Here is a 26,849-nt window from a genome sequence, read left to right as displayed (position 1 = left end):
AGACACCCCGCCCGCCCATGCCTGCCCGAGGTGCCCCTGCGTGAACGTCTCCCATCTGAACCAGCTCCTGCTTGAGTCCTCCGTGATCCTGCTGTTCGCGGTGGGCGCCGTCCGCCTCTCCACCCGATCAGGGCTGCCCAGCCTGCTGATCTATCTCGGGATCGGCGTGGCGCTGGGACAGAACGGGATCGGCGTCACGTTCAACAACGCCGAGCTCACCCAGGTGCTCGGCTACGCGGCACTCGTGGTGATCCTCGCCGAAGGCGGCCTCAAGACCAGCTGGCGGGAGATCAAGCCGGTCATGCCGGCCGCGACCGTGCTCGCCACCGTCGGCGTCGGCATCAGCGTCTTCGCCACCGCCGCCGGCGCGCACTGGCTGGTCGGCCTGGACTGGCGCACCTCACTGCTGCTGGGCGCCATCGTCTCCTCGACCGACGCGGCCGCCGTCTTCTCCGTCCTGCGGATGGTCCCGCTGCCGCACCGGCTCACCGGCCTGCTGGAGGCCGAGTCCGGCTTCAACGACGCGCCCGTGGTCATCCTGGTCGTCGCCTTCGCCACCACCGGGGAACTGGACACCTGGTACGTCCTGATCGGCACGATCGCCGCCGAGCTGGCGATCGGCGCCGCGGTGGGCCTCGCCGTCGGAAAGATAGGCTCCTACGGGCTCAAGCACGTCGCACTGCCCTCCTCGGGCCTCTACCCGATCGCCGTGATGGCGCTCACCGTGCTCGCGTACGCCGGCGGCGCGCTGCTGCACGGCTCCGGCTTCCTCGCCGTCTACATCAGCGCGGTGATACTCGGGAACTCCAAGCTGCCGCACGGCCCGGCCGTCCGGGGCTTCGCCGACGGACTGGCGTGGATCGGGCAGATCGGCATGTTCGTGCTGCTCGGGCTGCTCGTCACGCCCGAGACCATGGGCGACGCGGTGGTGCCCGCGCTGGTGATCGGCGGAGTGCTGGTGTTCCTGGCACGGCCGCTGTCGGTGATGGTCTCGCTCACCCCGTTCAAGGTGCCGGCCCGCGAGCAGGCACTGCTGAGCTGGGCCGGGCTGCGCGGGGCGGTGCCCATCGTGCTGGCCACCATCCCGGTGGTGTCCGGCGCGCACCGGGCCGAGGACGTCTTCAACATCGTCTTCATCCTCGTCGTGGTCTTCACCCTCCTCCAGGGGCCGACCCTGCCGTGGGTGGCCAAGCGGCTGCGGATCGACGAGGGCGACATGGGCCAGGACCTGGGCATCGAGTCCGCCCCGCTGGAGAAGCTCCACGGGCACCTGCTGTCGGTCGCGCTCTCCCCCGCCTCGAAGATGTCGGGCGTGGAGATCAGCGAGCTGCGGCTGCCCAAGGGGGCCGCGGTCACCCTGGTCGTGCGGGAGGGGAACTCCTTCGTGCCGGACAAGGCGACGGTGCTGCGCGGCGGGGACGAGCTGCTGGTGGTCACCACGGACGAGGTCGGCGAGGCGGCGGAGCGGCGGCTGCGGGCCGTGGACAAGGGCGGCAAGCTCGCGGGGTGGCTGAACGGGCGGTGAGCGCGGGGGCCGGCTCGGCTCGGCCCCTTCACTGCTCGAACCGGCTGCTCCGGCTCACCCGGCCCGCCCTGCACTCCTCGGCCCGCCCCGGCCCCTCCGGCCCGTCACGGCTGGGGCGGGCCGCCTGGGCCGGGGTCGGCCGAGGGTATCTACGCGCGTAACTGATACGATGGTTCGATCATCCGTATAACCATCGCTAGACCACCCCCAATTTCTGCCTGACGCAGAGTTGGCGCGACCGCTCGGCGGCCGCGGTCCGGCTCCCGGCCACCACGCCGGACCGGCCCGGTATCTACCCCGGTCGACGCGCGAGAGGACGACTCTCGGCGCCGTCGGGGCCACACCATGCCCTGCCGCGCTACCAGGCAGCAGGAAGGACCGACCGTGACGGCGCGCCGAACGGTCGACACCGCCGCGGACCACGCGGCCACCCCCGCAGCTCCGGCCCCCGCCCGCGTCGGGTACGGCGAGCTGCTGCGCACGCCCGGGGCCTGGACGTTCCTGTCCCCCGCCCTGGTCGCGCGGCTGCCGTACGCGATGCTCAGCATGGGCATCCTGCTGCTCGTCACCCGGACCCACGGCTCGTACGGCACCGCCGGTACGGTCACCGCCGTCGCCGCCGTCGCCCAGGCCCTGGTCGGGCCGCAGACCGGGCGGCTCGCGGACCGCTACGGCCAGGCCGCGGTGCTCGTCCCGACCGTCCTGGTGCACGCGGCCGCGGTCGGCGCGCTGATCGCGCTCGCGCTCGGTCACGCGCCCGCCTGGAGCCTGTTCCTGGCCGCCGTCCCGGCCGGTGCGAGCGTTCCGCAGGTCGGCGCGATGGTCCGGGCCCGCTGGGTGGCCACGTTCACCGCGGACGGCGCCTCCGACGCCTCCGCGGCCCGGGTGAGCACCGCCTTCGCCTTCGAGTCCGTGACGGACGAGTTCACCTTCGTGATCGGCCCGATCCTGGCCTCCGGCATCGCCGCCCTCGCCAACCCGGCCACCGCCCTGGTCGCCGAGGCCGCGCTGACCCTCGTCGGTGGCCTGGCCTTCGCCGCCCAGCGGCGCACCGCCCCGGCCCGGATCGTGCCGCAGCCCGGCACCAAGCGCGCCTCGGCGCTCGCCTCCCCCGGCGTCCGCCTGCTGGCCGGGACCTTCCTCGGGGTCGGCGCGGTGTTCGGTGGCATGCAGGTATCGGTGAACGCCTTCGCCGACTCGGTCGGGCAGCACGACGCCGGCGGCACCGTGTACGGGATCTTCGCCGGCGGCTCGATGCTGGCCGGCGTGCTGTACGGCGTGATCGCCTGGCGGCGGCCGGTGCAGCAGCGGATGCTGATCAGCTACACGCTGCTGGTCCTGGGCTGCTCGGTGCTGTGGGCGATGCCCAACCTGGTCGCGCTGACCGTCGCCGGGCTGGTCTGCGGGCTGGCCATCGCACCGACCCTGATCAGCGGCTACACCCTGGTCGAGACGCTGGTCGCGGACGGGGCCAAGACGGAGGCCTTCACCTGGCTGACCGGCGCCATCGGACTGGGGCTGGCCGTCGGCTCGATGGCGGCGGGCCGGCTGATCGACGGGCACGGGCCCTCGACCGGGTTCCTGGTGCCGGTGGCCGGGGCCGGACTGGGGCTGATCGTGCTGCTCTCGCTGCGGCACCTGCTGGTGGCACCGGGACCCGGGGCGGCCGTCGCGGGCACCTCTCCGGCCCGGGGTTCGGGCGACGTCCCGGCGGAGCACGGCGGTGCCGGGCGGCTGGTGGGCGCGGCCAAGGGCTGAGCGGGAGGCGGTCCGGCGGCCGGGCCCGGCCCATCTCACACCGGAGTCGCTGGACTGATCCCGCGGAATGCCGCATCATTGACCATCGTTAGCACTCATCAGGCGAGAGTGCCAGGAGGAAGACAAGTGCCCACGTACCAGTACCAGTGCACCGAGTGCGGCAACGGCCTGGAGGCGGTGCAGAAGTTCACCGACGAGGCGCTGACCACGTGCCCCGACTGCCAGGGACGACTCCGCAAGGTCTTCTCGGCCGTGGGCGTCGTGTTCAAGGGCTCCGGCTTCTACCGGACCGACAGCCGCTCGTCCTCCAGCAGCACGGTGGGCGCCGGGTCGTCGTCGACCCCCTCGACGTCGTCCGCCACGTCCACGTCCTCCTCGGCTTCGTCCTCGTCGTCGAGCTCCGGCTCCTCGTCGTCGTCCAGCCCGGCTCCCGCCGCGAGCTGACCTCGGCGCCGGGCCATCGGCCCGGGACGGCCCGCAGACCTCGGAGAGGCCCGTCGGCCCCGCTTCCACGCGGGGACGGCGGGCCTCTCCGCGTTTCCGCCGACTCCAGCCGTCGGCCTCCCCTCTTCCCCCTCCCCCTTCTTCCCCCGCTGCGGCCCCATGGGCTTTCCGTCACCCCGGACGGGCCGGAGCACCTCGTGCGGGTGAACGAAGTTGTCCACAGGGCCCGGTTATCCACAGGCCTGGGGAAAATGCTGTCCGAGTTCGCCGGAAACGCTCATCGTGTGGGCATCCGGTCCGCGAGGGGCCGGGCCGCCGACACTCCGGAGGTGCGTCGATGACGACCGCGAACTTCTCCCTGCCCCTGCCCCTCCCGCTGCCCGCGCCCGCCGTGCCGCCCCGGCGGGAGCTGCCGGGCTTCCCGCCGATCCGGCGCGGGTGCGGCGGGTGGCACCGCTGGCGCAGTGCGGTGCGACGGCGGGCCGGGGTGCCCGTCCTGGTGCTGCTCGCGGTGGCGGCGGCGCTGGCGCTGGGGCCCGCGCGGGCCGGTCTGCCGCCTCCCCAGGGGGGCGCGCTGGGCCGGACGGGTTGTCAATCCGGGACTACGGAAGATCACCCGTAACCGGGGGGCGACTTCGTCGTTCGAGGCGGCATGAAGGGCTTCAAGGAATTCCTGCTGCGTGGAAATGTCATCGACCTCGCCGTGGCCGTGGTCATCGGCGCGGCCTTCACCAACATCGTCAACGCCTTCGTCAAGGGCGTGATCAATCCACTCGTCGGCGTCTTCGGGACAAAAGACCTCGCATCCTACAGTTCCTGCCTCAAGGGGCCCTGCGAGGCGAGCCCGACCGGCGAGGTCACGTCCGGAATCCTCATCCTGTGGGGATCGGTGATCAGCGCCGCAATCCAGTTCCTGATCACCGCGGCGGTCGTCTACTTCGTTCTGATCGTGCCCATGAACAAGCTGGCGGCCCACCGCAAGACCCTCGCCGAGAAGGCGGCGGACCTCGAAGCCAAGGAGGTCACCCTGCTGACCGAGATCCGCGACGCGCTGGTCGCGCCGCTGCGCTGACCGACGGGTGCCGGTCGGCGCCCGGTCCCCGTTCCTCAGCCCCCGTGGTGTGGCGGGCGCTGGCTCAGGTACCAGTCCAGCCCCCGTCCACCACCCTCCCCCGCCCCGGGGCGGGCACCCCAGCCCGCATCGGTGTCGTCACTGGACTGCTGGTCCAACGGGTCCCGGAAGACCAGCCGGGCCTTGGCGGCCGCAGCCTCCCGGGGCTCCTGCGCCCGGTCCTGCTCCTGGCCCTTTTCCTGCCCCTGCTCGCTCACGCCGTCCACTCCGTCCACTCGTCCCTCCCCTCCAGCCTAAGAGCCCCGCGGCACGCCTCGGGCCCCGGTGCGGAACGCTCCGCGCCAGGGCCCGGATGAGGGCTCGGCCCATGGGCCCGGCCGGTCCGTCGGGCAACCTGCCAGGCGGAACTGTCGGCTGGCCTGTCAGGCGGCCTGTCAGGCGGCTTCGAAGCCCGCGTGGTCGGCGATCTTCTTCAGCTCGGCCAGCGCGTGCTTCTCGATCTGGCGGATCCGCTCGCGGGTGAGGCCGTGCTGCTTGCCCACCTCGGTGAGGGTGCGCTCGCGGCCGTCCTCCATCCCGTAGCGGGAGCGGATGATCGAGGCGGTGCGGTCGTCCAACCGCCCGATCAGGTCGTCCAGTTCCTCGCGGCGGAGCATGACCATCACGGCGTCCTCGGGGGACGTGGCCCCGGTGTCCTCGACGAGGTCACCGAACTGGGTCTCGCCCTCGTCGTCGACCGACATGTTGAGGCTGACCGGGTCGCGCGCCCAGTCCAGCACGTCCTTGATCCGGGCCTCGGTGGTGTCCAGCTCGGCCGCGATCTCGGCCGGCTCCGCCTCACGGCCCAGCTCCTTGGACTTCTCCCGCTGCACCCGCCGGATCCGCCCGAGCTCCTCCACCAGGTGCACGGGCAACCGGATGGTGCGGGACTGGTCGGCGATGGACCGGGTGATCGCCTGCCGAATCCACCACGTCGCGTACGTGGAGAACTTGAAGCCCTTGGCGTAGTCGAACTTCTCGACGGCGCGCACCAGGCCCGCGTTGCCCTCCTGGATGAGGTCCAGCAGCGGCAGGCCGCTGCGCGGGTAGCGACGGGCGACGGCGACCACGAGCCGGAGGTTGGACCGGATGAAGACGTCCTTGGCGCGCTCGGCGTCGGCGGCTATCGTCTCCAGCTCCTCGCGCGTGACGCCGTCGGGGAGTCCGCCCTCGTCCATCAGGTGCTGGGCGTACACGCCGGCCTCGATCCGCAGCGAGAGCTCGACCTCCTCGGCGGCATCGAGCAGGGGTGTCCTGGCGATCTCGTCGAGGTACATGCCGACCAGGTCGCGGTCGGCCTCAAGGTTGGTCGGGCGGGCCGCGCGACTCCGGTCGGCCCTGTCGCGAACGACGGCACGGGTGGCCATGCTTGCTCCCTTTGCTGGTATTGCCGAGGTCTGCCTGCCTGCCTCGTGAGGGCAAGAAGTGCGGGCCCCTGGAGGCACACACGTAACGATCCAACGAACAGAATCCGGACAACATTCCCAAGTCACTCAGATTCTTCCCGGCGATGCAGTATCCTGCCGGTTTTCACCCCGGCCTCGAACGCTGAGTGATCGGTCGGACGCGTCCCGTGCCATCGGCCGGCCGTTCCGGGAGTGATGTCTTCACTCGACCCACACGCTGCCGCCGCCCACCCGTTGAACCCGCGAACGGCCGCCGGCGTTCCCCGCTTTCCCCGCTTTCCGCCGCCGCACGCACCCCGGCACACGCAGGTCCTCCTCACAAACGATGCCGAATCGCTATCACTCCGGCTCTTGCCCGGCACGGGACACTGGGAAGGTGTCAGTCATGCACCTGACCAACAGCACGAACCGCCTCACTGCGCGCAACCGCAGTCTCCTTCGGGACACCGCGCTCGCACTGGGCTGTGCCGCGCTGTTCGGCCTGCTGGCCGCTCCGGTGACCGGCCAGTGGCACCCGCTGGTCCGCTTCGACCAGGAGTGGATCGGCGAACTGCACACCTACGCCCGGGAACACCGGGTGTGGACCGCCTCCGTGCAGACGCTCTCGGACATCGGCGGCACCGTCACGATGCGGACGCTGCTCGGAATCGCCGCCGGGTGGCTCTGGTTGATCGGCGCACGGGTGCTGGCCGGCTGGGTGGCCGCCCAGGCCCTGGTCGGCTGGGGCGCCCAGTGGGCGCTGAAGCTGGCCTTCGGCCGCAGCCGCCCCTCCTTCACCGATCCGGTCTCGCACGCCGACGGCCCGGCCTTCCCCTCCGGACACGCCATGGCCTCGGCGATCACCTGCGCCGTCCTGGTCGGCCTGCTCTGGTACCGGGTCCGCCGGCGCGGCCGCACCGCCGCCTGCCTGGTGGCGGCGGCCACGGTGCTGACCATCGGCTGGACCCGGATCGCGCTCGGGGTGCACTGGCCCAGCGACGTCCTGGCCGGCTGGCTGGCCGCCGGCATCGTGCTGGGCACCGTGACCGCCGTGATCCAGGTCTGGCGCCCCGGCGCCCTGGCCCGGGACGTACGGCGGGTCAACTGGCGTACCAGGGACCGGGTCCAGCGGGTCGTCGTGTCGGGCGGGCGCTCCTCGCGCACGGCCGCCCCGCTGGACGAGGACGGGCCGCACGGCCCGCCGGAGGAGGTCCCGGGCGACCCGTCCGGCCGGGCCGACGAGACCGTCCGCTGAGGCCTCGTCACCCCACGGCCCGCTCCCGGCCACCACCGGCCACCACCGGCCACCACCGGCCACCACCGGCCACCGCGCTAGCGTGACGGCCATGCCCGACACCACCGCCCCCATCTCCCCCGCCGCGCCCGCCGGTTACCCCGAGCGCCCGCTGCGGATCGCCACCGTCCAGGCCCAGGCCGTGGCCGGTGACATACCCGCCAACGTCGCCCAGGCCGCCGAACTGATCCGCGAGGCCGCCCGGGCCGGCGCCCGGCTGGTGCTGTTCGCGGAGAAGATCCTCTCCGGGTACGAGCCCGAGCTGATCAGCGCCGACCCCGTCAAGTACGCCGTCCAGCCCGGCGATCCGCGCCTCACGCCGATCGCCGAGGCCTGCCGCGAGACCGGCACCGCCGCCATCGTCGGCGCCGCCGTACGGGACGGCGCCGACCTGCGCGTCTCCGCCCTCGTCCTGGGCCCGGACGGCGAGTTCGTCACCCGCTACGACAAGCAGCACCTGTTCATGACCGAACGCGAGCACTACCGCCCCGGGACGGCCGGCTGCACCCTGGAGCTGGACGGCTGGCGGCTCGGGCTCGGCGTCTGCTACGACTCCGGCTTCCCCGAGCACGCCCGGGCCGCCGCGCTCGACGGCTGCCACGCCTACCTGGTCGGCGCGCTGTTCAGCATGGGACACGGCCACCACGAGTCCCGCACCTGGTTCCCGGCCCGCGCGCTCGACAACACCCTCTACACGGTGCTCGCCAACCACATCGGCCGCACCGGCGGCTGGCACACCTGCGGCGGCAGCGCGGTCTGGGGCCCGGACGGCCGGCTGATCGCCGAAGCGAGCGAGGACCGGCGCGAACTCGTCGTCGTCGACCTCGACCCGGACGTCCTGCGCCGCACCCGCGAAACCGAGTCCCTCCTCGCCGACCTCGCCCTCGCCACCGCCCGCCCGCAGGCCCCCCGAGCCCGCTTCACCCTGGCCTGACCCACCTCGGCGGCCACACGCGCCGGGAGCGTCAGGGCACGGGGCGCGGTCGGCTCCGGTGCACCGGCCACGGCCCGGTCAGGAGGCGCGCATCGCCGCCACCGCGGTCATCCGTCCGACCCGGCGGGCCGGCAGCACCGCGGCGGCCAGGCCGACCAGGACGGTCAGGGTCAGGGCGGCCAGCACCGGCAGGACCGGCGGGGTGCCGACCGTTCCCAGCGTCGAGGTGATCGAGCGGGCGGCCGCCCAGCCGTAGGCGACGCCCAGGCCGGTGCCGACCAGCGCGCCGGCCAGGGAGAGCAGCAGCGCCTCCAGGGTGAGCATCCGGCGCAGTTGCTCGCGCGACATCCCGATCGCGCGCAGCATGCCGATCTCGCGGGAGCGTTCGCTGATGCTGAGCATCAGGGTGGCCGCGACGCCCAGGCCGGCGATGGCGACGGAGAAGGACAGCAGGGCCATGCTGACGGTCTTCAGCCGGTCCAGCAGCGAGCGCAGGGTGTCCGCCTGGGCGGCCGTGTCGGCGACGGTCACCTGCGGGTGGTCGGCGAGGGCGCGGTCCAGGGCCCGGCGCGCGGTCGGCCGGTCGTCGCCGGCGGCCGGGGAGATCCAGGCCGTGGTGACGGGCGCGCCGGGGGCGAGGCGGTCCAGGGTCGTGGGCGTCACCAGCAGGGTGGCGCCGCTCTGCAGGGTGAACGGCAGGCTGCTGCGGCCGGGTTGGAGCCTCAGCTCGACGCCGCCGGCCCGCCGCACCCCGGTCTCGCCGAGTCCGCTCAGTGCGGTGCCCTCGGTGAGTGCGCGGGCCCGGTCCACGTCGTCCGTCGAGGAGTTGAGCCGGGTGGGATCGACGGCGGCGACCACGGTGGGCCGGCCGTCGAGGTCGACGGTGGCTGAGCGGACCGGGGTGACGGTCAGCCCGTGGTCGGCGCCGAGGGCACCGAGTGCCCCGGTGGGCAGGGCGCCGCCGCCGGTGGCGGCCGCCGAGAAGACGCCGGGCTGGCGCGCGGACATCACGGGCACCAGCGACTGCGAGGTGATGTCGAGCGCGGTGACCGCGCCGACCATCACGGTCACGCCGAGCAGCAGCGCCGAGCCGGTGGCCCCGGTGCGGCCGGGGTTGAGCCGCAGTTGCTGGGTGGCGAGCCGGCCGGCCGTCCCGCCGAGCCTGCGGGCGGGGCGGCCCAGTACGGCGACGACCGCGGGCAGCACCCGGTGGGACAGCCGCAGCACCCCGAAGAAGTTGGCGATGGCACCGACGGTGACGGCGAGCAGCGACAGCGGCGGCGGGGTCAGCGCCCCGGCCACCAGCAGCGCCGTGCCCGCGAGCAGCAGCCCGGAGGTCCACACCGCGGCCCGCGCCCTGGCCGCCCCGACGGCCGGCGCGGGGGTGCCGCCGAGGGCGGCGATCGGCGGCACGGCCGCGGCGGCCTTCGCCGGGCCGCGTACGGCCAGCAGGGTCAGCAGCACGCCGAACAGTCCGGCCAGCAGGCAGGTCAGCGGGGAGGGCATCAGCGACAGGTGCACCGGTCCGAGGTCGAGCCCGCCGACCACGGCCGTGCCGAGCGCGCCGAGGGCGACCCCCAGCAGCACGCCCGCCGCCGAGGCGCCCGCCCCGAGCAGCAGTCCCTGGCGGCGGATCAGCCGGCGCAGCTGCTGCCGGTCGGCGCCCACGCAGCGCAGCAGGGCGAGCTGGCGGGTCCGCTGGGCGAGCACCACCGTGAAGGTGTTGCCGACCACCATCCGCGCCACCGCGAGCGCGATCAGGACGAAGGAGAGCGCGGCGACCAGCACCACGCCGTACAGGGTGTTGCTCTGCCGGGTCGCCTCGGTGACCGAGGCCGCGCGGGTGTGCACCTGGGCGTCGGCGCCGAGGGCGGCGCGCAGGGCGTCGACGGTCCCGGTCCGGGAGGCGCCGGGGGTGACCCTGACGTCGAGTCGGTCTGTGGTGACGCCGGTCGCGTAGCCGGCGACCGCGCTCACCGGGACGCCGATGATCGGGGCTCCGGCGAGGCTCGGGGCGCCCCGCTCGTCCAGGGTGCCGACCAGCCGGGCGGTGGCGGCGGTGCCGTCGGCCCGGGTCAGGTGGACCTCGGCGCCCACGGCGGCGTCCAGCCGGTGCGCGGTCCCGGTGTCGAGCAGCACCTCGCCAGGGCCGGCGGGCCAGCGGCCGTCCTTGAGCAGCTGCCATCGCAGCGCCGGGTCCTCGGCGACGGCGCTGACCGCGGCGGTCCGGTCGAGCGGCCGCCCGTCGGCGGCCAGCACGGCGCTCCTGCCGGTCAGCCGCGGGGCCACCGCGGCCACCCCGGGGGTCTGCCGCACCTGCTCGGCGGCGGCCGCGTCCAGCCCGCCGGCCGCGGCCTTCCTGGTCACCTGGATGTCTCCGGGGCCGACCTCGGCGGCCGCGGTCTGGCTGTAGGAGTCCACCAGCGCCCCGCTGCCGCTGACGGAGGCGATCAGGAAGGCCACCCCCAGGGCGATCGCGGCGCCGCTCAGGAGCAGTTGGCGCAGCTGGCCGCGCAGCTCGGCCACGGTGTATCGGTAGGTCGTCATGGTTCCCCGGCTCGTCCGCCCTGACCGGGAACGGTGCTCCGGCAGGGGTCTCTACGAGCCTAGGAGCGCGGCGGCCGCGCCCCGTCGGCACGAGGTCTGTTTCATGATCAACCCGCGGGCGCACGGCGGCCCCCGCCGTCTCCTCCCGGAGAGGTACGCCGCCCCTGACGCCGGCCGGTCCGCCCGCCGCCGGTCGCACCCGGCGGTCGACGGCGGGCGGCGCCGGGCCCGGGAACGCCGCAGGCCCCCCGCCCGGAGTGGACGGAGGGCCTGTGACCTGCGTGTTCGTTGTGCCCCAGGCAGGATTCGAACCTGCGACACCGGCTTTAGGAGAGCCGTGCTCTATCCCCTGAGCTACTGAGGCGCGGCCCGGGTGCTACCAGGCCGCTCACAGCGTACCGGATCAGGGGTGGGGCACGGGGTGACGGAGGGGGTGCGGGCGGGGTGCGGGCGGCCGACGGGGTGTCAGGGCGGTTCAAGTAGCCTGCCGGGCAGGGTGGGATCCGCCCCGGAACGCCTCGCTAAGGAGACGAAGGACCTGATGAAACCTGCTGTGCACCCGGTGGGCCGGCTGTTGGGGCAGGTGTGGGTGTGGCCCTCGGTGGTCATGCTGGCGGTGGGCGGGTACCGGCTGGGGACGCCGGACCTGTGGCGGGACGAGATGGCGACCTGGACGGTGGCCACCCGCTCCCTGGGGGACCTGCTGCGGCTGCTCCAGCACGTCGACGCCAGCAACGGCGCGTACTACCTGCTGATGCACGGCTGGACGGCGGTGTTCGGCGACTCGACGGTCTCGCTGCGAATACCCTCCGTGCTGGCGATGGCCGGGGCGGCGGCGTTCGTGGCGCTCACCGCCGAGCGGCTGTTCGGCGGCAGGGTGGCGGCGGTCGGGGCCGGGCTGCTGTTCACCGTCCCCCCGGAGATCTCCCGCTACGCCCAGGAGGCGCGCTCCTACGCGCTGGTGACCTGCGCGATCGCGGCGGCCTCGTACTTCCTGCTGCGGGCGCTGGAGCGGCCGACCTGGCGGCGCTGGGCGCCGTACTGCGTGGCCATGGCGCTGGCCGGCGCCGGGCACCTGGTGTCCTTCAGCACGGTCGCCGGGCAGGTGGCGCTCCTGGCGCTGCACCTGTGGCGCACCCGCCCGGAGACGGACCGGCGGCTGCTGTGGCACTACCCGCTGGCGGTCGCCGTGGCGGCGCTGCCGGTGCTGCCGGTGGTGCTGCTGGGCAGCCGGCAGTCGGACCGGCAGCTGGGCTGGATACCGACCCCCTCCCTGCGCGGCCTCGCCTACTTCGGGGAGCGCCTGTTCGGCTCGGACGTCGTGTTCTACGCCTTCGTCCCGCTGGTGCTGCTGGCACTGGCGCTGCCCGGCCGGCGGATCCGGGCCTGGCAGGCGCTGCTGCTCGCGGAACTGCCGGTGGTGGGCGTCTGGCTGGTGTCCCGCCTGACCGACACCTCGTACTTCCTCGGGCGGTACCTGCTGTTCACGGTGCCCGCCTGGGCGGTGCTGGCCGGCGGCGGCGCCGGGGCGCTGTACGGCGCGGTGGCGGCCCTGGCCCGGCGACGCGGCCGGGCCCCCCGGGGGGCCGTCTCGGCGGCCGGGCTGCTGACGGTCGGGCTGCTCGCGGCACCGGCCGTGGCGTCGCTGCCGCAGCAGCCCGAGGTGCGCTACGTGGGCTCGCACAACGGCTCGGAGGAGCCGTTCAAGGCGGCGGCCCGGGAGATCTCGGCCGGCTACCGCTCCGGGGACGGGATGGCGGCCCCGCTGGGCGACCAGTCCTGGGCGCTGGCCTGGCCCGGCGTCGACTACTACCTGCCCTCGGACGTGCTCCCCTATCCGGTCTTCGTCGCGCAGAGCGCCGACGACGCCGGGGAGCTCTCGCCGATGCCCTGCCCGCAGCCGGCGGACTGCCTGGGCGGGGTGTCCCGGATCTGGCTGCTGGTCCTCGGCGACACCCAGGACCCGCTGGGCGCGATGCCCGCGGACCAGGCGCAGGTGCTCCGCGCCCAGTACGGCGACCCGGACCGGGTGACGCCGCTCGGCGGTCTCACGCTCGCGCTGCTCGACCGGGACGCCTAGCCTCCGGCGGAGAAGGAGGAAGGGGAGCCGGTGCGGACCGGCTCCCCTTCTTCTTTCGGTGCCTCAGCGGCTCAGCGGCTCAGCGGCCCGGCGGCCCGGCGGCTCAGCGGCCCGGCGGCCCGGCGGCTCGACGGCCCGGCGGCTCGACGGCTCGACGGCTCGACGGCTCGACGGCTCGACGGCTCAGAGCGTGCGCAGCAGCCGGGACTGGATGGACGGCGGGTTCAGGTCGGACTGGAGGGCCACCGGGACCTCCGCCTTGTCGTCGCCCGCGCCCACCCGCAGCACGCCGACCTCCTTGCCGGCCGTCTCCCTGTGGTCGATCTTCGAGGTGTCCAGGGTGACCGTGCCGGTGATGCCGGGGAAGCCCGCCACCACCAGGTCCTTGGTCGCGACGACCGCGACCTTGCCGCCGAGCCCGTCCTCCACCGAGCCGACGACGTCGCCCTTCTTCACCACGGTCTGGCCGGTCACGCCGTTCTGCGCGGCCTGGATCTGCTTGCCGCTGACCTTCAGCACGGTCGGCAGGATGCCGTCGCCCGGGTTGGGCGAGGTGGCCTGCTGGCCCAGCGTGACACCGAGGATCAGCCGCCTCACGCCGCCGACCTCCTTGTAGGCGGCCCACATCAGGCAGCCGCCGGCCGGGGTGCTGGAACCCGTCTTGACGCCGATGACGCCGGTCTTCGGGTTGATCAGGTTGTTGGTGTTGGGGACCTTCGCGTTGTTGAAGTTGGTCTCCGGGGTGGAGACGATCTGCCGGAAGATCTCGTCCTGCATGACCTGCTCGGCCAGCTTCAGCTGGTCCTTGGCGGTGGACTTGGTGTCCGGGTTGTAGCCCGCCGGGTCGGCGTAGATGCTGTTGGTCATGCCCAGCTTGGTCGCGGTGTCGTTCATCAGCTTGACGAACTCGGCCTCGGAGCCGGAGTGGTAGCGGGCGAGCAGCCGGGCCACGTTGTTGGCCGAGGGCAGCATCAGCAGCTCCAGGGCCTGGTACTCGGTGAGCACCTGGCCCTCGACGAGCGTCACCTTGGACTCGTCGACGTTGCCAGACTCCTGCGCGGCCTGCTTGTCGACGGTGATCTTCGGGCCGGCCTCCCCCTTCTTCAGGGGGAACTTCTGCAGGATCAGGTAGGCGTTCATCACCTTGGTGACGCTGGCGATCGAGGCCGGCGTCTCCGGACCCGAACTGCCGAGGCTGCCGACGCCGACCACCTCGGCGGCGGACTGGCCCTTGGCCGGCCAGGCCAGGTCGAGCGCGTCACCGGAGAAGCTGTAGCTGCCGGCGGCGGTCGACCTCAGCTTGGGGTCCGGCAGCGGGCGCAGCAGCTGGGCCACCGCGAGCGCGCCGAGCACCACGGCGAGGAAGACCGTCCAGATGGTCACCCGCTTGAGAGCGCGCCGCAGCGGTGAGACCGGGCGGGCGTTGAGGGAGGCCAGGACCTCCATCGCCTCGGCGGTGTTCTCCGGCGACGGCAGCGGCTCCGGTGCGGGCAGCGGCTCGGGCTCGGGCAGCGGCGGGACCGACGGCACCGGCCGCGGGTCGGGCTCCGGCAGCGGCTTCGGGGCCGGCACGGGCGCGGGCACGGGCGCCGGCTTCGGCAGCGGCGTCGGGCCGGGGGTCGGCTCCGGCTCGGGAACGGGCCCGGGCTCCGGACGCGGCTCGGGCTTCGGCTCCGGCACGGTGCTGGCCGGGGCGGCGGTGCCCGCGGCGGAGGCGCGCGGCGGCGCGGGCTTCTCCGGCTTCTCGGCCCGGTCCGGCCGCTGACCGGGCTGCCCGGTCCTGGTCAGCGCGAGGGTCACGGAGCCGATGGCGGGAGCGTCCTCGGCGTCGGCGTCCTCGGCGTCCCCGGTGTCCTCCGGGTCGTCCTCGGTTCCGGCGTCCCCGGCCTTCCCGGCCTTCTCGGCCTTCCCGGTCTGCTCGGTCTTCCCGGTCTGCTCGGCCTTCCCGGTCCGCTCCGCGCCGTCGGCCTCGTCGGTGCCGTCGGCCTTACGGGCGTTGTCCGTGTTACGAGCGTTGTCGGCGTTGTCGGCCGCTTCGTCGGCTGCTTCGTCGGCCGCCTTCTCCGCCTCGTCCGCCGTCCCGGCCGGTGCGGCCGAGGACCCCGGGCCGCCCTCGGAACCGCCCTCGGAGCCGGTCTCGGAGCCGGTCTCCCCGGACGGCTCGGCCGCCTTCCGCCCGGCCTTCCCGGCCGCCGTGGCACCCGTCCGCATGGCGAGACGCGGGTCGGCGGCGACCGGACGCCCGGCGGGCTCGGCCTCCTCCGCGGTTTCCGGCGAAGTCGCCTTCTCCCCCTCCCCACCTTCGGAACTCCCCTTGCCGGCAGCCTTCACCAGCTCATCGGGCAGCCGCAGCGCGGTGGTGCTGTTGTCCACCGGCAGCCGCAGCATCGTCGTCCGGCTGTCCACATCCCGGACGCGGAGCTGTACGGTCGAACCGCCCTTGGGCGCCGCCTCCGGAGCGTCGACGGGCGCCTTCGGGGCCGCCTCGCCGGAGGCCTCCGCGGGGCTGTCCGAGGAGGTGTCGGAGGAGGTCTCGGCGGTCGCCTCGGCGGCGGCCGTTGCCGACGGCCCGTCAGCAGCCGTACCGGAGCCGCCCTCGGCCGGCCCGGCGGCGTCGGCCGCCGTACCGGTCCGTTCGCGCTCGCGGTCGCGCTGCCGCTCGTCGCCGTCCCTCAGCACCCTGTCGGGGGACTCGCCCACGTATCCCAGCCTCCTCAACGCCCGGCGGGGCACCGGCGAACCCGATTTCGGGAAGCCGACGCCCCGCCCCGTGTACCTGTACAGTCTCCGCCACCGGCGACCGTTCCGGCCGCACACACCCCGCCCGACCGGCGCTTATTGTCGCCACCCGGTCGCGCCGCGGCCTGTTCACCGATCAGACGCAAGGCCCGCCGCCGCCGGTTCCGCACCTTCACCGCAAGGTCACGATTCGGAGGCGTACTCGACAAGCCCGTGTGAGAGGCGTCACCCTGTCTCTCATCCACGCGGGGAGGCTTGGATGGGCAAGAGCCGCAGAACTGTTCCCGAGGAACTCTTGCTGCTCGCTTTGGACCCGACCACGGGTACCACGGCGCAGCCGCAGACCCTCGACCTCGGACTCGCCGGGGCGCAGCTCGTCGAGCTGTCCCTGGCCGGACGGATCGTACCGGAGGGAGACCGGATCGCCGTCGTGCTCGCACGACCGACCGGCGACCCGACCCTTGACCACGCACTGGAACTGCTGCGCCGACGCGGCAGTCCGGTCCGCGCGGCGCACTGGATCGGCGGGCCCCGGCTGGGGCTGCGGCAGACCTATCTGGCGCACCTGGAGCGCTGCGGCATGGTCACGGCCGTGCCGGGCCAGGTGTGCGGGGTGCTGCCGACGACCCGGTACCAGGCGTCCGACGACTGCACCAACGCCGCGATCAAGCAGCGGCTGGACACCGCGATCCGCACCGGTGTTCCGCCGGATCCGCGGACGGCCGCGCTCGCCGCGCTCGCCCACTCGGTCGGGCTGGGCAAGCACCTGTACCCGGGCAACGAGGGCCGGTCCTCACGGTCGCGGTTGCGCGACCTGATCCGGTACGACCCACTGGGCGGGATGGTCGCGCACGCCGTGATGGACGTGCAGAACGGCCTGCCGGCGCAGCAGAACCGTTCTTCCCAGGCTTCCGGGGCCGCTGCCGGCCGCCCCGGCGCCCGTACGGCGGGCCGGGGTTCGGGCGGGCGGGTCCCCGCCTCCCGGGTCGGCGTCCGCTGACCCGGGAGGGCACCAGACCCCGGGAGGGCACCAGAACCGGGGAGGGCACGAGGGCCGGGGAGTCCTGGAGGGCTTCGACGGCCGCAGCGGTCCGCGCGGCCCGGCGGGCAGCCATCACGGCGCCCGACACCACCGGCCGCGCACCCGGCGGCGCACGCCGTCCCCCTCGCACCACCCGACGGCGCTGAGCGCCCCGACGCACCACCGGTGCCACCGGCACCACCAACAGCACCGAGGGGCGGTCGCCCCGCGACGCGAGTCGCCCGGCGACCGCCCCTTCGCCGTCCCCGGACGCCCGGCAACCGCCCGCCCCCGCACGTGCCGGGGCAGGTGCGGGCCGGTCCGGGGGCGGCCTCCGCAGTACCTGTCCGAGTCGTCCGAGCCGCATTACCACCTGGGGGCTTTCGCTGTCTCGCGGAAGTGCTTTTCCGATGATCTGTGCTACCGCGCTGCTGTGATTCCCCGGCGCCGACCTGGCCCAAGGTGACATGCTGCTCCAAGTCAGGGGGGTTGGTCCCAATGTCCGAAGTGTTCCGAGGGCTGCCGCTCCAACGAGCACCAGAGGTCCGGCCGGAGGTCGAAGTGTCCGCCAACGTCAATCCCACCGTGCGCCGCCGGCGCCTCGGTTCGGAGCTGCGCAAGCTCCGCGAGGGCCTGGGCATGACGGCCGAGGAGGTCGCCGGCCGGCTGATGGTCTCCCAGTCGAAGATCAGCCGGCTGGAGAACGGCCGCCGCAGCATCAGCCAGCGCGATGTGCGCGACCTCTGCGACGTCTACAACGTGCCCGACGACCAGCTGCGCGCCAGCCTGATGGAGATGGCCAAGGAGTCGCGCCAGCGCGGATGGTGGCACGACTTCAACGACATGCCGACCCCGTACAGCGTCTACATCGGACTGGAGGCCGAGGCCTCCTCGATCCGCGCGTACGAGTCCTCCTTCGTCCCCGGCCTGCTGCAGACCGAGCACTACGCCCAGGCCGTGGTCGAGGGCACCCAGCCGGACACCGACGCGGTCGCCGTGCAGCGCCGGGTGCAGGTCCGGATGAAGCGCCAGGAGCGCATCCACGGCGAGAACCAGCTGGGCAGCCTGTGGACCGTCATAGACGAGGCGGTGCTGCGCCGCGAGGTCGGCAGCAAGGCCGTGATGGCCCAGCAGCTGCAGCAGATGCTGGAGCTCAGCCAGCGCGCGAACATCACGATCCAGGTGATCCCGTTCTCGCACGGCGCCCATCCCGGCATGACCGGGACATTCTCGCTGCTGGAGTTCCCGGAGTCAGCCGATTCCACAGTTGTCTACTTCGAAGGTGTGACGAGCGATCTCTACCTGGAGAAGGAGGCGGACGTGCGCCGCTATACCGGTCTGTACGACTACCTGAGAGCGGCCGCACTCGGTGTCGCGGAGAGCCGGTCGCTGATAGCCGACATCGAGAAGGAATTCCACGAATGATCACCCCGTCCGAGTACGGAACCCGTTGGCGCAAGAGCAGTCACAGCGGGGGCCAAGGCGCCTGCGTGGAGATCGCCGTCCCAGGCGCGGGGGAGGTGGCCGTCCGGGACTCCAAGGACCCCCGGGGGCCCCAGCTGCGCTTCTCGGCCGATGCCTGGAACGCCTTCGCCTCGGCGGTGGGGGACGGCGCCTTCGGCGGCCTCCCGGACTGACCCTCCCGCCCGGTTCCGCACTCGGACCAGTTGCCCGTAGCGGCGGCCGTCGCCCCCCGGCGGCGGCCCGCGCTACGGGCAACTCCCGTTCCGGGGTCCCGGGTCGCTCAGCCCGTCACCGGGTAGCGGGTGGCCCAGTTGGCGCCATCCGGGGTCCGCCGGTCGTGCAGTTCGGTGCCGTGCACCAGCTCCAGCACGAAGTCGTCGGCGAGTTCGAGGATCGCCCCGCGCCCTTCCAGCCCGGCCAGCAGGCCCGGCGGCAGCGCGGTGTCTCCGTGCAGCGCCCCGAGCAGGTTGCCGCAGATCGCGCCGGTGGAGTCGCTGTCCCCGGAGTGGTTGACCGCGAGCAGCAGGCCCGAGCGCACGTCGTGGGCGACCAGGGCGCAGTAGACGCCGATCGCCAGCGCCTCCTCGGCCACCCAGCCCTCCCCCAGCGCCTCGACCCGGTCGGCGGACGGCTCGCCGGCCCGCACCGCGTCCAGGGCGGCCCGCAGCGCGGCGGTGGTCTCCTCGTGCGCCGGCCGCTCGGAGAGCAGGGCGAGCGCCAGGTGGACGCCCTCCTCCAGGGTGCCGCCGCGGGCGACGGACTGGACGATCACCGCGAACGCGCCCGCCGCGAGGTATCCGGTGGGGTGGCCGTGGGTGAGCACCGAGCACTCCACCGCGAGTTGGAACACCAGGCCCGGCTCCCAGGTGGTGAGCAGCCCGAAGGGCGCCGCCCGCACCACCGTGCCGCAGGCCTTGGAGTGCGGGTTCTTGGGGACCTCCAGGGTGCCGAGCCGCTCGGCGTGGGCCCCGCTGAGGCCCGACAGGCAGCCCTGTCCGGGGGCGCGCTGGGCGTAGAGCCACTCCTCGCGGCCGAGCCAGCCGAGGTCGGGGCGGCGCTCGTCGGGGCCCCAGTCGCGCTGGGTGGCGGCCCAGCGCAGGTAGGCCAGGTGGAGGTCGGTGGGCGGGTGCCAGCTGCCGGTGTCGCGCCGGATGTGGGCGCGGATCAGCCCGTCGACGGTGAAGAGGCTGAGCTGGGTGTCGTCGGTGACGGCGCCGGTGCGCCCGTACGCGGGGACGTAGCCGGTGACGCCCTGCGGGCCGTGCTGGGCCCGGATCTTCTCCAGCGACTCGAACTCGACGCCGGCGCCGAGCGCGTCCCCGACGGCACCGCCGAGCAGACAGCCCCGCACCCGGCTGCGGTAGTCCTGCTGCTGGGCGCGTGACCACAGTGGCATCACGACGGGGCGCCTTTCCTCGGGTGTGGGGTCCGCGCGTCGCTCGGCCGGGAGCGCGCCCTGGCACTGTATTCGAAGAGCCGATCGAATCGGCCCCTCCCCGGGAGTTCGGTGCCCCCGTCCCGGCCGCCGTGCGGGCGGCGGCCGGGACGGCACGGGTCTCAGTCCAGCACCGGCAGCAGCTCCGGCAGGTGCCCGTCCGAGGCCAGCGCCGCGGCCCGCCGCTCGGCCGGCACCTCGCCGTAGGTGGTGGTGCGCTGGCGGTGCGGGCGGCCCGCGGCCTCGGCGATCGCCTGGAGGTCGCGCACCGACTTGTAGCTGCCGTACGCCGAGCCGGCCATCCGCGAGATGGTCTCCTCCATCAGCGTGCCGCCGAGGTCGTTGGCGCCCGAGCGGAGCATCTCGGCCGCGCCCTCGGCGCCCAGCTTGACCCAGCTGGTCTGGATGTTGGGGATGTGCGGGTGCAGCAGCAGCCGGGCCATCGCGACCACCGCGCGGTTGTCCCGGGCGCTCGGGCCGGGCCGGGCGATGCCGGCCAGGTAGACGGGCGCGTTGGTGTGGATGAACGGCAGGGTCACGAACTCGGTGAAGCCGCCCGTCCGTTGCTGGATCCCGGCGAGCAGCCGCAGGTGGCCGAGCCAGTGCTTCGGGGTGTCCACGTGCCCGTACATCATCGTGGACGAGGAGCGCAGGCCCAGTTCGTGCGCGGTGGTGACCACCTCGACCCAGGTGGCCGCCGGCAGCTTGCCCTTGGTGAGCACCCAGCGGACCTCGTCGTCCAGGATCTCGGCGGCGGTGCCGGGGATGCTGTCCAGGCCCGACTCCTTGGCCCGCTGCAGCCAGTCCCGGATCGACAGCCCGGTGCGGGTCGCGCCGTTGACGACCTCCATGGGCGAGAAGGCGTGCACGTGGATGCCGGGCACCCGCTCCTTCACCGCGCGGGCGATGTCGAAGTAGGCGGTGCCGGGCAGGTCCGGGTGGATGCCGCCCTGCATGCAGACCTCGGTGGCGCCCACCTCCCAGGCCTGCGCGGCCCGGTCGGCGACCTGCTCCAGCGAGAGGGTGTAGGCGTCCGCGTCGGTGCGGCGCTGGGCGAAGGCGCAGAAGCGGCAGCCGGTGTAGCAGACGTTGGTGAAGTTGATGTTCCGGGTGACGCAGTAGGTGACGTCCTCCCCGACCGTGTCGCGGCGGACGTCGTCGGCGATCCGGCAGAGCGCGTCCAGGGCCGGACCGTCCGCGTGGAACAGGGCCAGCGCCTGGTCGTCGGTCAGTCCGGTCGGGTCGTCGGCGGCCACCGCGAGGGCCTCCCGCAGGTCTCCGGCGAGGCGCTCGGGCGCGCCCTTCGCGAGCACCTGCTCGCGCAGCACCTCCCAGTCGCCGTACACGTCCTCGAAGTCGGCCCGGCGGTCGCCGGTGCGGCCCTCGGTGTCGATGGTGGCGTGCAGGTCGGTGCGGCCGTACGACACCGGCAGGTCCTCGGGCTCCTGCCAGGGCAGGCCGCGGACCACCGCGTCCGGGTCGGCCAGGCCGGTGGCCGGGTCGGCCAGGGCGCGGACGTGCGGCAGCACCCGCGGGTCCAGCCAGGGTTCGCCGCGGCGCACGTACTCGGGGTAGACGGCGAGGCGTTCGCGCAGTTCGAAGCCGGCCGCCGCCGAGCGCTCGGCCAGCCGCTCGATCTGCGGCCAGGGGCGCTCGGGGTTGACGTGGTCCGGGGTGAGCGGGGAGACCCCGCCCCAGTCGTCGATGCCGGCCGCGATCAGCCGCTCGTACTCGCCGTCCACCAGGTTGGGCGGGGCCTGGAGGCAGGCGGCCGGGCCCATCAGGTGCCGGGCCACCGCCACCGTGGCCACCAATTCGTCCAGTTCGGCGTCCGGCATGCCGCGCATCGCGGTGTCCGGCTTGGCCCGGAAGTTCTGCAGGATCAGTTCCTGGACGCCGTGGTAGGCGCGGGAGACCTTGCGCAGCGCGAACAGCGACTCGGCGCGCTCCTGGTACGTCTCGCCGATGCCGATCAGCAGGCCGCTGGTGAACGGGACGGAGCTGCGCCCGGCGTCCTCCAGCACCCGCAGCCGGACGGCCGGCTCCTTGTCCGGGGAACCGTGGTGCGGGCCGCCGGGCTCGCTCCACAGCCGGGTGGCGGTGGTCTCCAGCATCATGCCCATGGAGGCGGAGACGGGCTTGAGCCGCTGGAAGTCCGTCCAGCTCAGCACCCCGGGGTTGAGGTGCGGCAGCAGGCCGGTCTCCTCCAGGATGCGGATCGACATGGCGCGCACATAGGCGATGGTGTCGTCGTAGCCGTGCGCGTCCAGCCACTCGCGGGCCTCCGGCCAGCGGTCCTCGGGCTTGTCGCCGAGCGTGATCAGGGCTTCCTTGCAGCCGAGTTCGGCGCCCCGGCGGGCCACGTCCAGCACCTCGTCCGGGGACATGTACATCCCGTGGCCCTCCCGGCGCAGCCGGCCGGGGACGGTGACGAAGGTGCAGTAGTGGCACTTGTCGCGGCAGAGCCGGGTGAGCGGGATGAAGACGCTCTTGGAGTAGGTGATGACGCCGGGACGGCCGGCGGCTTCGAGGCCCGCGTCCCGGACCCTGGCGGCACTCGTACAGAGGTCCAGCAGGTCGTCGCCTCTGGCCTGGAGCAGCACGGCGGCCTCGGTCGTGTCGAGGGCGACGCCGTCCCGGGCGCGGCGCAGGGCTCGGCGCATCGCGTTCTCGGTCGGCGGGGTGCTGGCGTCCATGGCGGTTCCGTCCATGGCGCGACCCTACGCCAGGCGGTGGTACCGCGGGTGGAGACAACCCTGAGGCCGTCTCAGGGTCGGCGTACCCAAGAAGGTCAACCCGATCTGGCCCCACAGGGCGATGACGGCGGCGCCGCGGCGGCCTCTAATGGACGGGCAAGGCCAATCACACGTGTTCGCGGAGGAGTTGAGGACGCCATGACCAACGAGAAGGCGGCGGGGGACGATCTGGACGGCGGTGCGCCGTACCGCTCCCGGCGACGCGTCCTGATGCGCGCCGGGGTGCCGGTGGCGGTGGTCGCGGTGATCGCCGCAGGGGTGGGGCTGGTCCCGGCGCTGGCCGCCGACGGCGCGCCCGACCTGCCGACGCTGACGTCGGAGCAGCTGGTCGCCAAGGTGCTCGGGTCGGAGGCCCAGACGCTGTCCGGGACGGTGTCGATCAGCACCGACCTCGGGGTGCCCGGCCAGCTGCTCGGCGCGGCCGGCGGCCTCGGCGGGGCGGTCGGCGGGCACGGCGGTGACGGCCGGGGCTCCGCCGCGGACCCGCAGTCCAAGCTGCTCGGCCTGCTCGGCGGGGACCAGACGCTGCGGGTCGCGGTGGACGGCCCGGACCGCCAGCGGGTGGACGTGCTGGAGAACATGGCCGGCTACACCCTGGTCCGCAACGGCGACCAGGCCTGGGCCTGGGACAGCTCGTCCAACTCCGCGGTGCACATGACCGGGCGGGCGGCCGCCGCCGAGCAGCACGGCAAGGCGCCGCTGTCCGAGCTGCCGACCACCCCGCAGGAGGCCGCCAGGCAGTTCCTGACCGGGAGCGCCGGCACCACCTCGGTGACCGTCGCCGGGACGGCCAAGGTGGCCGGGCAGAACGCCTACGAGTTGAGCGTGAAGCCCACCCAGTCCGGCTCGACGCTGGCCGAGGTCCGGATCGCGGTGGCCGCCGACAACGGGGTGCCGCTGGCGGTGGCGGTGAAGTCCGTCGACGGCAGCACCGTGCTGAACGTCCGCTTCACCCAGGTGTCCTTCGCCAAGCCGGCCGACAAGACCTTCGACTTCTCCGCCCCCAAGGGCGCCAAGGTGACGGAGCAGAAGGCCGGGGACGTGGCCAAGGGCGCGCCGGGCGACGCCCGGGAGCACCGGGGCACCGGGGCGCCCGAGGGCGTCGACGTGATCGGCGAGGGCTGGACGACGGTCGTCTCCACTCGGCTGCCCGACGCGGTGGACGGGGCGCCGAAGGGCGACGCCAAGGGCGGCAAGCACGGCGGCCGCGGGAACGGGGCGGCGCAGTCGCTGAACCCGCAGGCGATGGTGAAGTCGCTCGGCAAGCCGGTCGCCGGCGGCACCCTGGTGAGCACCAAGGTGCTCAACGTCCTGCTCACCGACGACGGCCGGGTCCTGGCCGGCGCGGTGACCCTGCCGGTCCTCCAGCACGCCGCCGGGGTGAACTGACGGATGACCAAGGCTCCCGTAACGGGGGACGTTACGGAGTCGGCCGGGGGTACGGGCGCGGTGCCGCGTCCGGCCCCCGCGCCCGTCCGATCCGCTTCCCCCGCCTCCTCCCCCGTCTCCCCCGCCTCCCCGGCCGCTCCGGCCTCGCGTGAGGCCGCCGACGACGTCATCCGGACCCGCGGCCTGACCAAGCGCTTCCGCGGCGGCCAGCTCGCCGTGGACGGCCTGGACCTGGCCGTGCCGCGCGGCTCCGTCTTCGGCTTCCTGGGCCCCAACGGCTCCGGCAAGACCACCACCATCCGGATGCTGATGGGCCTGATCGCCCCCACCTCGGGCGCGGCCAGCGTCCTCGGCGAGCCGATGCCGCAGTCCGTCGCCACCGTGCTGCCCCGGGTGGGCGCGCTGATCGAGGGCCCGGCCCTGTACGGCTTCCTCTCCGGCCGGGACAATCTGGTGCGCTTCGACGCCGCCGACCCGACCGCCGACCCGCGCACCCGCCGGCAGCGGGTCGAGGCGGCGCTGGAGCGGGTCGGCCTGGGCGCCGCGGCGGGCAAGAAGGCCCGCGCGTACTCGCTGGGCATGAAGCAGCGCCTGGGCCTGGCCTCCGCGCTGCTGCAGCCGCGCGAACTGCTGGTGCTGGACGAGCCGACCAACGGGCTGGACCCGCAGGGCATGCGGGAGATCCGGACGCTGGTCCGGGAGGTCGCGGCGGAGGGCACCACGGTGTTCCTCTCCTCGCACCTGCTGGACGAGATCGAGCAGGTCTGCACCCACGCCGCGGTGATGTCCCGGGGCCGGCTGGTGGTGCAGGGCACCGTCGCCGAGCTGGCCGCCCGGGCGCAGGGCCGGCTGGTGGTCCGGACCCCGGACGTGGCGCGGGCCGCGGAGGTGCTGGCGGCCCACCGGGTCACCGCCCTGGTGCCGGGCGAGGACCGGGTGGACGGCGAGCCGGGCGTCCTGGGCGAGGAGGCGCTGCCCAGGCTGTGCGCGGCGCTGGTCGAGGCCGGGGTGCGGGTGCACGGCTTCGGGCTGGAGCGGGGCACGTTGGAGGACGCCTTCGTGGCGCTGACCGGGGAGGGCTTCGATGTCGCGGGCTGAGGCGCTGTCGCGGGCCGGGGCGCCGCCGATCGGCACCGGCCGCCGGCCGCAGACCGCGGCCGGGTTCCTGGCGCTGTTCCGCAGCGAGCTGCACCTGACCTTCCGCCGGATGCGCACCAAGGTGCTGCTGGGCATCCTGGCGGCACTGCCGGTCCTGATCGGGGTGGTGGTCAAGCTCAACACGGACAGTCCGCACGAGGGCGGCGGCGGTCCGAGCTTCATCGCGCAGACCACGCAGAACGGGCTCTTCCTGGTCTTCACCGCGCTCGCGGTGGCGCTGCCGGTCTTCCTGCCGATGACGGTCGGCGTGGTCGCCGGGGACTCGGTGGCGGGCGAGGCGGCCGCCGGGACGCTGCGCTACCTGCTGGTCGCCCCGGCGGGGCGGACCAGGCTGCTGGCCGCCAAGTTCACCGCCGGGCTGGTGTTCTGCGCGGCCGCCACGGCGACGGTCGCGGTGACGGCGCTGGCCGCGGGCGCCGCGCTCTTCCCGCTCGGCCGGGTCACGCTGCTCTCCGGGGACACCATCGGCCTCGGCGACGCGCTGCTGCGCGCGCTGCTGGTGGCCCTGGTGGTCGCGGCCTCGCTGGCCGGGCTGGTGGCGATCGGGCTGTTCGTCTCCACCCTCACCGGCAGCGGCATCGCGGCGATGGCCGCCACCGTCGGGCTGGTGGTCACCGTCCAGATCCTGGACGTCTTCCCGCAGCTGCACGCCGTCAGCCCGTTCCTGTTCTCCCACTACTGGCTGAGCTTCGCGGACCTGCTGCGGGCGCCGATGTACTGGGACGGCGTGCTGAAGGACCTCGGCCTCCAGGCCGCCTACGTCGCCGTGTTCGGCTCGGCGGCCTGGTCCCGCTTCACCAGCCGGGACATCAGCGTGTGACGGCCGCCTCGGCGGGTGCGGGCTGCGGCCGTGCCGCGGCCCGCACCGCGCGGTCGGCCCGCACCTGGCGCAGCGCGTCCCAGGTCAGCAGCGCGAGCGCGGCCCAGACCAGGCCGAAGCCGGCCCAGCGGGCGGGCGGCATGGACTCGTGGAACACCGCGACGCCGATCAGGAACTGGAACACCGGCGCCAGGTACTGCAGCAGCCCGAGCACGGTCAGCGGCACCCGGACGGCGGCCGCGCCGAAGAGCAGCAGCGGGATCGCGGTGATCACCCCGCTGAGCATCAGCAGCCCGGAGTGCCCCCAGCCGTACGAGCCGGCCACCGTGTGCCCGAAGGTGCCGCGCCCGCTGACCTCCAGGTAGACCAGGTAGCCGAGGGCGAACGGGAACATGAAGGCGCTCTCGGCGGCCAGGCTCTCCAGCCCGCTCAGCCCGACCTGCTTCTTCAGCAGGCCGTAGGTCGCGAAGGAGAGCGCCAGGGTGAGCGCGATCCAGGGCAGTTGCCCGTACGCGACGGCCAGCACCGCGACGGCGGCGGCGCCGATGCCCACCGCCGTCCACTGCGCGGTGCGCAGCCGCTCCTTGAGCACCAGGACGCCGAAGCCGATGGTGACCAGGGGGTTGATGAAGTAGCCGAGGCTGGTCTCGACCACGTGCCCGGCGTTGACGGCCCAGATGTAGACGCCCCAGTTGACCGAGATCACGGCGGCCGCGCCGGCCAGCATGGCGAGCCGGCGGGGCTGGCGCAGCAGCGGGCGTATCCAGCCCCAGTGCCGCTGGGCGATCAGCAGCAGGACGACCGCGACCAGGGACCAGACCATCCGGTTGGCCAGGATGTCGTCGGCGGCACCCGGTTCCAGCAGCGGCCAGAACAGCGGGAAGAGCCCCCAGATGCCGTAGGCGGCGACGCCGGACCAGAGGCCCCGGCCGTAGTCCTGCTGGTCTGTTCCCGCCATGGCCGAGTGCCTTCCCGCGCGCGTGTGTCGA

Annotated in this window: 21 protein-coding genes and 1 tRNA gene; 14 read left to right on the top strand and 8 right to left on the bottom strand. The window is 73.9% G+C overall.

Going from position 1 to position 26,849, the window contains the following annotated elements:
* Window positions 1-40 precede the first annotated feature (40 nt).
* The 5 genes from ACZ6EM_RS25130 to mscL all read left to right on the top strand — a co-directional run bounded on the left by ACZ6EM_RS25130 (window position 41) and on the right by mscL (window position 4,799).
* The gene (locus tag ACZ6EM_RS25130; protein ID WP_401051715.1) at window positions 41-1,525 is read left to right on the top strand and encodes a potassium/proton antiporter; all 1,485 of its coding nucleotides are present in this window, start codon (window positions 41-43) and stop codon (window positions 1,523-1,525) included.
* Between the two features lie 384 nt (window positions 1,526-1,909).
* On the top strand, window positions 1,910-3,283 hold the full coding sequence (locus tag ACZ6EM_RS25125; RefSeq protein WP_452180967.1) for an MFS transporter: 1,374 nt from the start codon (window positions 1,910-1,912) through the stop codon (window positions 3,281-3,283).
* 126 nt (window positions 3,284-3,409) lie between these two features.
* Window positions 3,410-3,727, top strand: coding sequence for an FmdB family zinc ribbon protein (locus ACZ6EM_RS25120; protein ID WP_359899804.1), 318 nt, complete (start codon window positions 3,410-3,412; stop codon window positions 3,725-3,727).
* A gap of 337 nt (window positions 3,728-4,064) precedes the next feature.
* Window positions 4,065-4,349 (top strand): hypothetical protein, encoded by a 285-nt coding sequence (locus ACZ6EM_RS25115; RefSeq protein ID WP_465773279.1) that lies wholly within the window; start codon window positions 4,065-4,067, stop codon window positions 4,347-4,349.
* Window positions 4,350-4,379: 30 nt separating this feature from the next.
* On the top strand, window positions 4,380-4,799 hold the full coding sequence (mscL, locus tag ACZ6EM_RS25110) for a large conductance mechanosensitive channel protein MscL (protein ID WP_452179604.1): 420 nt from the start codon (window positions 4,380-4,382) through the stop codon (window positions 4,797-4,799).
* Window positions 4,800-4,834: 35 nt separating this feature from the next.
* Here mscL and ACZ6EM_RS25105 read toward each other — a convergent pair whose 3' ends face one another.
* Entirely contained in the window at window positions 4,835-5,056 is a 222-nt protein-coding gene (locus ACZ6EM_RS25105; protein ID WP_359899810.1) for a hypothetical protein, read from the bottom strand.
* 177 nt (window positions 5,057-5,233) lie between these two features.
* Entirely contained in the window at window positions 5,234-6,205 is a 972-nt protein-coding gene (locus ACZ6EM_RS25100; protein WP_359899812.1) for a sigma-70 family RNA polymerase sigma factor, read from the bottom strand.
* Between the two features lie 424 nt (window positions 6,206-6,629).
* Here ACZ6EM_RS25100 and ACZ6EM_RS25095 point away from each other — a divergent pair, with 424 nt between their 5' ends.
* Both ACZ6EM_RS25095 and ACZ6EM_RS25090 read left to right on the top strand, forming a co-directional pair.
* A complete protein-coding gene (locus ACZ6EM_RS25095; protein ID WP_401050918.1) occupies window positions 6,630-7,478 on the top strand; it encodes a phosphatase PAP2 family protein in 849 nt (282 codons plus the stop codon).
* Window positions 7,479-7,569: 91 nt separating this feature from the next.
* The gene (locus tag ACZ6EM_RS25090) at window positions 7,570-8,451 is read left to right on the top strand and encodes a carbon-nitrogen hydrolase family protein (protein WP_465773278.1); all 882 of its coding nucleotides are present in this window, start codon (window positions 7,570-7,572) and stop codon (window positions 8,449-8,451) included.
* A gap of 78 nt (window positions 8,452-8,529) precedes the next feature.
* On the opposite strand, the gene ACZ6EM_RS25085 is transcribed toward ACZ6EM_RS25090, so the two are convergent.
* Window positions 8,530-10,998 carry an FtsX-like permease family protein gene (locus tag ACZ6EM_RS25085; RefSeq protein ID WP_401050922.1) on the bottom strand — a complete coding sequence of 823 codons (2,469 nt, stop codon included), beginning with the start codon at window positions 10,996-10,998 and terminating at the stop codon, window positions 8,530-8,532.
* 291 nt (window positions 10,999-11,289) lie between these two features.
* Window positions 11,290-11,362, bottom strand: a tRNA-Arg gene (locus ACZ6EM_RS25080).
* 177 nt (window positions 11,363-11,539) lie between these two features.
* Here ACZ6EM_RS25080 and ACZ6EM_RS25075 point away from each other — a divergent pair.
* Window positions 11,540-13,078 carry a glycosyltransferase family 39 protein gene (locus tag ACZ6EM_RS25075; protein WP_465773277.1) on the top strand — a complete coding sequence of 513 codons (1,539 nt, stop codon included), beginning with the start codon at window positions 11,540-11,542 and terminating at the stop codon, window positions 13,076-13,078.
* Between the two features lie 183 nt (window positions 13,079-13,261).
* Here ACZ6EM_RS25075 and ACZ6EM_RS25070 read toward each other — a convergent pair whose 3' ends face one another.
* On the bottom strand, window positions 13,262-15,778 hold the full coding sequence (locus ACZ6EM_RS25070; protein ID WP_465773276.1) for a D-alanyl-D-alanine carboxypeptidase: 2,517 nt from the start codon (window positions 15,776-15,778) through the stop codon (window positions 13,262-13,264).
* 298 nt (window positions 15,779-16,076) lie between these two features.
* Here ACZ6EM_RS25070 and ACZ6EM_RS25065 point away from each other — a divergent pair, with 298 nt between their 5' ends.
* The 3 genes from ACZ6EM_RS25065 to ACZ6EM_RS25055 all read left to right on the top strand — a co-directional run bounded on the left by ACZ6EM_RS25065 (window position 16,077) and on the right by ACZ6EM_RS25055 (window position 18,475).
* Window positions 16,077-16,817 carry a GOLPH3/VPS74 family protein gene (locus ACZ6EM_RS25065; protein ID WP_452179607.1) on the top strand — a complete coding sequence of 247 codons (741 nt, stop codon included), beginning with the start codon at window positions 16,077-16,079 and terminating at the stop codon, window positions 16,815-16,817.
* Between the two features lie 582 nt (window positions 16,818-17,399).
* On the top strand, window positions 17,400-18,263 hold the full coding sequence (locus tag ACZ6EM_RS25060) for a helix-turn-helix domain-containing protein (RefSeq protein WP_359899824.1): 864 nt from the start codon (window positions 17,400-17,402) through the stop codon (window positions 18,261-18,263).
* Window positions 18,260-18,475, top strand: coding sequence for a DUF397 domain-containing protein (locus tag ACZ6EM_RS25055; protein ID WP_359899826.1), 216 nt, complete (start codon window positions 18,260-18,262; stop codon window positions 18,473-18,475). Before ACZ6EM_RS25060 ends, ACZ6EM_RS25055 begins: the two co-directional genes overlap by 4 nt.
* 107 nt (window positions 18,476-18,582) lie before the next feature.
* On the opposite strand, the gene ACZ6EM_RS25050 is transcribed toward ACZ6EM_RS25055, so the two are convergent.
* Complete coding sequence (locus ACZ6EM_RS25050) at window positions 18,583-19,698, bottom strand: ADP-ribosylglycohydrolase family protein (RefSeq protein ID WP_401051935.1); 1,116 nt, start codon at window positions 19,696-19,698, stop codon at window positions 18,583-18,585.
* A gap of 161 nt (window positions 19,699-19,859) precedes the next feature.
* Window positions 19,860-22,448: a bifunctional FO biosynthesis protein CofGH gene (locus ACZ6EM_RS25045; protein ID WP_401051937.1), complete on the bottom strand. Its 2,589-nt coding sequence runs from the start codon at window positions 22,446-22,448 to the stop codon at window positions 19,860-19,862.
* 183 nt (window positions 22,449-22,631) lie between these two features.
* Between ACZ6EM_RS25045 and ACZ6EM_RS25040 the strand changes: the two genes are divergently transcribed.
* Genes ACZ6EM_RS25040 through ACZ6EM_RS25030 form a run of 3 tightly spaced genes read left to right on the top strand, consistent with a single transcriptional unit; the run spans window position 22,632 to window position 25,860 of the window.
* Complete coding sequence (locus tag ACZ6EM_RS25040) at window positions 22,632-23,882, top strand: LolA family protein (protein ID WP_452179608.1); 1,251 nt, start codon at window positions 22,632-22,634, stop codon at window positions 23,880-23,882.
* Between the two features lie 3 nt (window positions 23,883-23,885).
* The gene (locus tag ACZ6EM_RS25035; protein ID WP_465773275.1) at window positions 23,886-24,980 is read left to right on the top strand and encodes an ABC transporter ATP-binding protein; all 1,095 of its coding nucleotides are present in this window, start codon (window positions 23,886-23,888) and stop codon (window positions 24,978-24,980) included.
* On the top strand, window positions 24,967-25,860 hold the full coding sequence (locus ACZ6EM_RS25030; RefSeq protein WP_465773274.1) for an ABC transporter permease: 894 nt from the start codon (window positions 24,967-24,969) through the stop codon (window positions 25,858-25,860). Before ACZ6EM_RS25035 ends, ACZ6EM_RS25030 begins: the two co-directional genes overlap by 14 nt.
* Here the strand turns inward: ACZ6EM_RS25030 and rarD are convergent.
* Window positions 25,850-26,818, bottom strand: a complete 969-nt coding sequence (gene rarD, locus ACZ6EM_RS25025) for an EamA family transporter RarD (protein ID WP_387692705.1) — start codon at window positions 26,816-26,818, stop codon at window positions 25,850-25,852. The genes ACZ6EM_RS25030 and rarD overlap by 11 nt on opposite strands.
* Window positions 26,819-26,849 lie beyond the last annotated feature (31 nt).

The sequence above is a fragment of the Kitasatospora sp. NPDC041917 genome (assembly GCF_055589745.1).
This window is presented reverse-complemented; position numbering and strand designations above follow the sequence as displayed.

Bases quoted from the DNA above. Each gene is read 5' to 3' on its own strand.
- ACZ6EM_RS25115 (WP_465773279.1), top strand. From the start codon at position 4,065: ATGACGACCGCGAACTTCTCCCTGCCCCTGCCCCTCCCGCTGCCCGCG.
- mscL (WP_452179604.1), top strand. From the start codon at position 4,380: ATGAAGGGCTTCAAGGAATTCCTGCTGCGTGGAAATGTCATCGACCTC.
- ACZ6EM_RS25100 (WP_359899812.1), bottom strand. From the start codon at position 6,205: ATGGCCACCCGTGCCGTCGTTCGCGACAGGGCCGACCGGAGTCGCGCG.
- ACZ6EM_RS25095 (WP_401050918.1), top strand. From the start codon at position 6,630: ATGCACCTGACCAACAGCACGAACCGCCTCACTGCGCGCAACCGCAGT.
- ACZ6EM_RS25090 (WP_465773278.1), top strand. From the start codon at position 7,570: ATGCCCGACACCACCGCCCCCATCTCCCCCGCCGCGCCCGCCGGTTAC.
- ACZ6EM_RS25085 (WP_401050922.1), bottom strand. From the start codon at position 10,998: ATGACGACCTACCGATACACCGTGGCCGAGCTGCGCGGCCAGCTGCGC.
- ACZ6EM_RS25075 (WP_465773277.1), top strand. From the start codon at position 11,540: ATGAAACCTGCTGTGCACCCGGTGGGCCGGCTGTTGGGGCAGGTGTGG.
- ACZ6EM_RS25065 (WP_452179607.1), top strand. From the start codon at position 16,077: ATGGGCAAGAGCCGCAGAACTGTTCCCGAGGAACTCTTGCTGCTCGCT.
- ACZ6EM_RS25055 (WP_359899826.1), top strand. From the start codon at position 18,260: ATGATCACCCCGTCCGAGTACGGAACCCGTTGGCGCAAGAGCAGTCAC.
- ACZ6EM_RS25050 (WP_401051935.1), bottom strand. From the start codon at position 19,698: ATGCCACTGTGGTCACGCGCCCAGCAGCAGGACTACCGCAGCCGGGTG.
- ACZ6EM_RS25045 (WP_401051937.1), bottom strand. From the start codon at position 22,448: ATGGACGGAACCGCCATGGACGCCAGCACCCCGCCGACCGAGAACGCG.
- ACZ6EM_RS25040 (WP_452179608.1), top strand. From the start codon at position 22,632: ATGACCAACGAGAAGGCGGCGGGGGACGATCTGGACGGCGGTGCGCCG.
- ACZ6EM_RS25035 (WP_465773275.1), top strand. From the start codon at position 23,886: ATGACCAAGGCTCCCGTAACGGGGGACGTTACGGAGTCGGCCGGGGGT.
- ACZ6EM_RS25030 (WP_465773274.1), top strand. From the start codon at position 24,967: ATGTCGCGGGCTGAGGCGCTGTCGCGGGCCGGGGCGCCGCCGATCGGC.
- rarD (WP_387692705.1), bottom strand. From the start codon at position 26,818: ATGGCGGGAACAGACCAGCAGGACTACGGCCGGGGCCTCTGGTCCGGC.